Origin of the sequence: Campylobacter sp. W0014 (assembly GCF_020135975.1) — a bacterium.
GTDB lineage: Bacteria > Campylobacterota > Campylobacteria > Campylobacterales > Campylobacteraceae > Campylobacter_D.
Genome location: NZ_JACHTR010000038.1, coordinates 1 through 6744 on the forward strand (window position 1 = coordinate 1; position 6744 = coordinate 6744).

A 6744-nucleotide genomic window follows, 5' to 3' on the forward strand; every position below is an offset into this window, starting at 1 on the left:
AAAGAAGCTAAACCTAGCTTTGATTGTAGCAAAGCAACTACAAAAGTTGAAAAGATGATTTGCAATGATAAAAGTGGGGAGTTACAAAAACTTGATAGATTGTATTCTAAACTCTATTTTTCAATACTAAAGAGTATCCCAAAAGATACAAAAGAGGGGCAAAATGCAAGAGAAAAACTAAAGTATTTTAATATAGCTGTCATGAAGAATAGAGATACATTCCAATGTTATTTTGCAGTCGAAGAACAAGAAGACTTTCAGCTACATTCTAATGATTGCATAAAGCAAATTTATTTAGAAGCGATTGCTACTTTAGCTTTTAGAATGATAGATAGTGAAGCTAATAGAAAAAAATGGAATTTTAATCAAAAAATAGAAGATTTTATTAATATTCCTATTATCAATAAAAATGGAACTTATGATGGGATAAATATGAATTTTTTATCTAATTATAATCTATTTAGTAAATTTTTTGAAAACACTACTCAAAGCGTTGTTGTGGATTTTATGGCTTATAATATTGCACAATGGAACTATTTTATCACATATTCTCTAAGAAATGAAATAGGTATATATCATTTTGATATGATAGTGGATGAATACAAAGAGTATTATAATGATTTGTACCAAGCTTTTACAGAAGATAAAAAACTTAATAAATTATTAGGAAACTAAATGCCAATTAAGACAACAAATTTAAGCTATGAGGAATTTAAAAGCTTACAAATAAATAAAATTAATTTCTATTTAAAGGAGGTGTTCTTATGCAAAAGTTTTTAATAGTTTTAGGATTGTGTTTAATGTTAGCCATTAGTGCTAATGCTCAATCTCCAAAAGAAGCTAAACCTAGCTTTGATTGTAGCAAAGCAACTACAAAAGTAGAAAAGATGATTTGCAATGATGAAGGTGGGGAGTTACAAAAACTTGATAGATTATATTCTAAACTCTATTTTTCAATACTAAAGAGTATCCCAAAAAACACAAAAGAGGGGCAAAATGAAAGAGAAGAGCTGAAATATTTTAATCACTCTGTTATGAGCGATAGAAATGTATTTCAGTGCTATTTTATTGTACCATTTGGGACAGGAAAACAAGAAGACTTTCGATCTAATTATTGCATAAAACAAATTTATTTAGAAGCGATTGCTACTTTAGCTTTTAGAATGATAGATAGCGAAGCTAATAGAAAAAAATGGAATTTTAACCAAAGAGTAGAAAAATTTAATGGTGCTGCTTGCCCGTTAGAAAAATATGATGAAATAAATTTTTTATCTAACTACAATTTATTTAATAATTTTTTTGAAAACACTACTAAAGGCATTGTTATAGATTTTATGGCTTATAATATTGCACAATGGAACTATTTTATTCTACAATCTCGGATTAATGAAGCAAATGCAGATTTATTTGATGAGGCAGTAAAAGTATATAAAATACTTTATGAGAAGCTCTATCAAGCTTTTACAGAAGATAAAAAACTTAATAAATTATTAGGAAACTAAATGCCAATTAAGATAACAAATTTAAGCTATGAGGAATTTTATAATAAACTTTTTAGTCTATTAAGGTTGGTTGAAGAGGTTAGAACAAAGATGTATGCTGATAGTGCAGATGCTCCAAAAATTACCATTGATTGCACTCTAGCAGAAACACTAAGGGCACATACAAACAAAGATGAAATCTCAAGGCTTGGTTGGGGGGGGGGTAAGCTATATCTGTCAAAGATTATGGCATGATAATCCAAGTGATACTAAAGAATTAAAAGATTTAACCTTTAGAAGCTCTACTTCACAAGATTTTATAGATACTATCCCTAATGAAACAATGAAAACAATAGTAAAGGAGATATTGCCTAGAGTAGAGATGCAACAATTAAAGACTGACAACACAAAATCAAGAGATAAAGCAAGATTTTATGCGGAATTAGATTGGAATAATTTTTACATGAAGTTCCCCATAATGCAAGAGCTAAAGGGCGAGTATATGAATCTCAAAAAGCTTTTTGGAGAAGAATCTGATTTTCAAAAACAATTCGAAGATTTTCTTAATGATACTTTACTAGATATAAAAAACATTAAAAATACACAAGAATATACAATGGCACTCAATATCCAAGCAATGAAAGAGAATAAGACGAAGAATGCAGAAGTCTTTAAGCTATATAAAAAAGAGGAAACACTCCCAGAAACTCATAAAGCTATAAAAGACTTACAAAAACCATCAGATATTATCGATAATAGTTTATATTTTCAAAGGTTTGATATAAAAAATGATGTGTTTTTACCGCATTTAGGCTTAAGTAAATTTGATGCATTTTCATTGCAAAACTCCATACAACATGAAAAAGAAGTTTTAGATAAATTCCACTCTAACCCAAAATACAAGCAGAATTTTGCTCTATACTCTATCGCAGGGGCTTTTAATATCTTATATATACCAAGCCTTATACAAATCACGAGAGTTACAAGATTCTATAATTACCATTCTTTATATGCTGCGTGCAAAAAGGTGCGTGCTTTTATCATTGATACTGTGAATTTTAATAATAATGGTAGCGATCAGCCTATTGGGGCATGGGATTATGAGAAGGTAGGATTTGATTTATATAATTCGATAATGCAATACCGAAATACAAAATTTCATTTTAAATATACCTCACCAAAATCATTCTTATTTCCCTTATATAATTCAGACTTTCTAAAAACAAAACAGTATTTTAATCTAGGCTTAGATTTCTTTTTATATAGCTCTACATTTTTGGATATGGATTTTAGTCATACGCAAATGCAAGATACTGCTTTTACTTTTATAGTGGGGAAGTAAGATGTTTTTTGCTGGTGGTGATTATGAGCCTTTTATATATGGGCTTAGTCTTATTGCATACTATTTTCTACCCCTTTATTGTCTGACGCTTTTATTGTATAAATATAAGCCTCAATATGTGAATCTTACTCTGCATATTGGAGCTTCAGTGTTGTTATACTTAGCTATGTGGGTAATATTTGTCGATAAAACTATTATCAGCCTTTTTGAAATTTTTCAAATGTTTTTAATCCCCATTATCTTGCAAATTATACATCTTACCTTTATACTCTATGCTATTATCTATACTTATTTTGATATGCAAAAGATTTCATTTACAAAGAGACTAGGCAGATATATCGTTTCATTTTTTATTGGGATTGGACTACTTATCCTTTCTTTTGTAATGATGTATGCTATTGGATATTATATCAGCTCATGGTGTGATAGATATTATCTTAAAATCGATGAGAGAAATGAGGCGATTCGCACTATAACTTTTTATGTTCTTGTTGTGGTTTTTCCCAGTATAATTGCACTACTCCTTAGCTATATCCTCTATAAAAATCATAAGTCATTTTTTACTAAGATTCTATATAGAATCTTATCTATGATAGGCAAGGATAAACCATAATGCAAAAACTTATATATCAAAACCACGACTACCAACAAGTACAAATCCAACAAACGCAGAAACATTTCAATCTTGGTTGTGATTTTAGAAACCTTACTCCTACTTTTAAAAATATAGAAGTTTGCTCTTTTTCAATGCCTATAAGTATAAAGGTAGATTGATGAATATTACAGATTTATTGATAATTCCACCAAAAGCAATTTTGATAGCATTTCTTTATAGTCTTGCTATGTTATGGCTTGTGATTCCAGCAATATTACCATTTATTCTCACGACATTTATCCCTAAAATAAACAAAACATTGCTTAAAAATAGAAGTATTGTTTATTGGATTATTGGCAGTTTTATTTCTTATATTATTTTTATTATAGCTCATATTATATCGTTCTTTTTTAAATTTAATATGGATTCTGTATTTATAGTGTTTCTTGGAGCAATGATCTTTAATATTTATTCCACAATATACCTTTTATTGTTTAAATTTTTATCCAACAATAAGCAAAATATTTTTCCAAGTAAAAAAGAAAAATATTGTCTCTTTGGCTTAAATCTTTTATTTTCTTTGCTATTTTATGCAATATGGTTTGCAGCATTTGAATATGATTTAGCTGACAAAGTAGTTAAATTCTTTAATGGAGTGTAACAATGAATGGGACTAAACTCCTTGATAATATAAAACCTAGTGATTTAAAAAAAAGCCAAATGCAATTTTATGGAATTGCTAATAAGGAATTTGGGATAGAATATAAACTAAGCTCTAAAGAAAGATCAAACCAAACTATAGCTCTTTATGCCCTCTCTGGTAAATTTCAAATCTATTATGTGTTGGATAGTTTTGAAGCGATAAAAATGAATGAAAAAGAAATAGCTATCTATCCTACACAAATTAAAGCTTATGTTGATGATAGCTTTGATTTTAGAAATAGTCCGAATCAAACAATTGGGGCATGGGATTATGAGAAGGTAGGATTTGATTTATATAATTCGATAATGCAATACCGAAATACAAAATTTCATTTTAAATATACCTCACCAAAATCATTCTTATTTCCCTTATATAATTCAGACTTTCTAAAAACAAAACAGTATTTTAATCTTGGCTTAGATTTCTTTTTATATAGCTCTACATTTTTAGATATTGTGCTAGAGGAGTAGTTATTATGTTTGAAGCGACAAAAAATACAGAGTAAATTAAAGGAGTTCTTATGCAAAAGTTTTTAATAGTTTTAGGATTGTGTTTAATGTTAGCCATTAGTGCTAATGCACAATCCCCAAAAGAAGCTAAACCTAGCTTTGATTGTAGCAAAGCAACTACAAAAGTTGAAAAGATGATTTGTAATGATGAAAGTGGGGAGTTACAGAATTTAGATCGCTATATGGGTGAAGTCTATACACAATTAAGAAAAGAGTTAAAAATCTCTAAATTTCCTGATAAGGAGCAAAGGCTAAAAGATCTTTTAGATTCACAAAGAGCATTTATTAAAAATTTAAATGAAGTTGATTTTATAAAAGATGCTTATGAAGAGCGCATTACACAATTACTTAAACTTCTAGGAGAAGTGCTAGATTCTAACAATAAAGAACTATGTGAATATGCAAGAAGATATGAGAGTGATGACAGTAAATGGCAAGAAGTTCCTCGATCTGTCAATCCTCCCTTTAGTATAGGTTTTTGTGCTTTTGGAGCAAATAATAGAGATATTGATTATTCTCTGTATTGCACAGAAAAAGGAAAGCTTACAGAAAAAATAGAAGATTTTATCGGAGGATATCCTTTCGTTTTTAAAAGAAAAATTGATATTAATAATGATGGGGTGTTAGATAATGTAATTCTTTCATTAGGAAACTATTTTGGTGCACTTGCAATATATAAAAATGGTAAGCTAGATGCAAAAGCAAGTGATAAAATCTATGGAGATGATTTGCATTTTCATGGAGAAAAAACTAGTTATCAAGTTGCGATGATTAGTGAAGTGCCTAGCATGGCATTTGATACATACGCCCTGCCAAGCAATAAAATTTCACAACGACTAGAATTTGATTTTGAGAGTCCTATACTAAGCTATTTAGTTTATAATGTTATGGAGTTTCAAGGAAAAAATTATATTACTCTATGGAATAAGAGATTTTTTTATGATGAGAATTCTACCTATCCAAGAACACGCATTTATCTTTTAGAAGGTAATAAAAGAGAGTTAAAATGCACTTATACAAGAGGAAATAATTGATGTTTGAAACGACAAAAAATACAGAGTATTTAGAAGATCTCTCTAACTTCCTTAAAGTTGTTGAGGGTTTTAGTGCATTGCCTTACAATGATCATGCAAACGAAGATAAAGGATATTTAACCATAGGCTATGGCGCTAATTTGAAAGAAAGGAATTGGCTGATTGCTACATTAAATGAATTAGGATTATTTGGGAGTGTAAAAGATTTAAAGTCTGAAAAAGATATAGAGGCTTTAGATAATGAAGATAAAGATAATAAAACTAAGATTAATGAATTTTATAACATTACACAAAAAGAAGTAACAAATGATGATATAGACACCATACGCAAGCAACTTGATGATTTGTTAAGAAAATATACCGAGCAAAGTAGTTTTAAACTAAACAAAGAACAGGCTATAAAAATCAAAAAAATAACATCTGATGATATTTTTCAAACTGCTTCTAAATTTAATAACCAAACCTTAAAAATGGATGAAGAAACTAATGAATATGCAGGAATTTTATCTTATGCTTTTAATGTTAACGGTAGTTCTAGGAAATATTTCTTTGATATATGCAACAAAGATAAAGATAATCGTTTCTTAGCATTCTTTACTTTACGATATGGGGTTAATTTTAGTTTAAATTATAAACATAACAATAAAGATAAAGATAAAAGCTCATATCAGAAGATTTTTGAAAATAGCAATGTCTATGGTATAGCCAAAAGGAGATTTTGGGAATCTTTATTTTTTGGATTTGAATACAAAGAAAACAGAGCTTTTAAGATGGCAATAGGTATATTTAAAATATTGAATTTTAAATATACTCATAGAAAAGTTAAAGATAAACATACAGGCAAAATTAAAGAAATTAGCGAATATTATGTCATAGATTTTCAAAAAGAAAAACCCAATCAAACATATTTAGATTGGATTATAAAATATGAAGATGAATTGCTCTATGCTAAAAAAAATCAAAACCAAACTTATCAAGAATTTTATAATGCTGATGCAAGAGCAAATAATCTTCCTGAAAAGTTTAGAAATATACAGGGAATCACTCCAAATAAAGATAACTTTCTCTCCCCCTATCTTA

Annotated in this window: 8 protein-coding genes and 1 pseudogene; all 9 read left to right on the plus strand. The window is 28.6% G+C overall.

All coding sequences use genetic code 11. The features are described from left to right. Positions 1-675 (plus strand): hypothetical protein (locus H2277_RS08455; RefSeq protein WP_337201887.1); only part of this gene is annotated, 675 nt, incomplete at its 5' end. Between the two features lie 89 nt (positions 676-764). Further along, positions 765-1502, plus strand: a complete 738-nt coding sequence (locus H2277_RS08460) for a hypothetical protein (protein WP_337201888.1) — start codon at positions 765-767, stop codon at positions 1500-1502. Then, entirely contained in the window at positions 1503-1736 is a 234-nt protein-coding gene (locus H2277_RS08465; protein ID WP_337201889.1) for a hypothetical protein, read from the plus strand. Next, positions 1675-2823 (plus strand): DUF6402 family protein, encoded by a 1149-nt coding sequence (locus H2277_RS08470; protein WP_337201890.1) that lies wholly within the window; start codon positions 1675-1677, stop codon positions 2821-2823. Before H2277_RS08465 ends, H2277_RS08470 begins: the two co-directional genes overlap by 62 nt. A gap of 148 nt (positions 2824-2971) precedes the next feature. Continuing rightward, positions 2972-3436, plus strand: a complete 465-nt coding sequence (locus H2277_RS08475) for a hypothetical protein (protein ID WP_337201891.1) — start codon at positions 2972-2974, stop codon at positions 3434-3436. A 160-nt stretch (positions 3437-3596) separates the two neighbouring features. Beyond that, positions 3597-4079, plus strand: coding sequence for a hypothetical protein (locus H2277_RS08480; RefSeq protein ID WP_337201892.1), 483 nt, complete (start codon positions 3597-3599; stop codon positions 4077-4079). A gap of 2 nt (positions 4080-4081) precedes the next feature. Beyond that, positions 4082-4591 carry a DUF6402 family protein gene (locus tag H2277_RS08485; protein WP_337201893.1) on the plus strand — a complete coding sequence of 170 codons (510 nt, stop codon included), beginning with the start codon at positions 4082-4084 and terminating at the stop codon, positions 4589-4591. A 50-nt stretch (positions 4592-4641) separates the two neighbouring features. Further along, entirely contained in the window at positions 4642-5664 is a 1023-nt protein-coding gene (locus tag H2277_RS08490) for a DUF1311 domain-containing protein (protein ID WP_337201894.1), read from the plus strand. Then, a pseudogene (locus tag H2277_RS08495) lies at positions 5664-6744 on the plus strand (hypothetical protein); the annotation flags it as partial. The gene H2277_RS08490 and the pseudogene H2277_RS08495, both read left to right, overlap by 1 nt.

Bases quoted from the DNA above. Each gene is read 5' to 3' on its own strand.
- H2277_RS08485 (WP_337201893.1), top strand. From the start codon at position 4,082: ATGAATGGGACTAAACTCCTTGATAATATAAAACCTAGTGATTTAAAA.
- H2277_RS08480 (WP_337201892.1), top strand. From the start codon at position 3,597: ATGAATATTACAGATTTATTGATAATTCCACCAAAAGCAATTTTGATA.
- H2277_RS08465 (WP_337201889.1), top strand. From the start codon at position 1,503: ATGCCAATTAAGATAACAAATTTAAGCTATGAGGAATTTTATAATAAA.
- H2277_RS08490 (WP_337201894.1), top strand. From the start codon at position 4,642: ATGCAAAAGTTTTTAATAGTTTTAGGATTGTGTTTAATGTTAGCCATT.
- H2277_RS08460 (WP_337201888.1), top strand. From the start codon at position 765: ATGCAAAAGTTTTTAATAGTTTTAGGATTGTGTTTAATGTTAGCCATT.
- H2277_RS08470 (WP_337201890.1), top strand. From the start codon at position 1,675: ATGAAATCTCAAGGCTTGGTTGGGGGGGGGGTAAGCTATATCTGTCAA.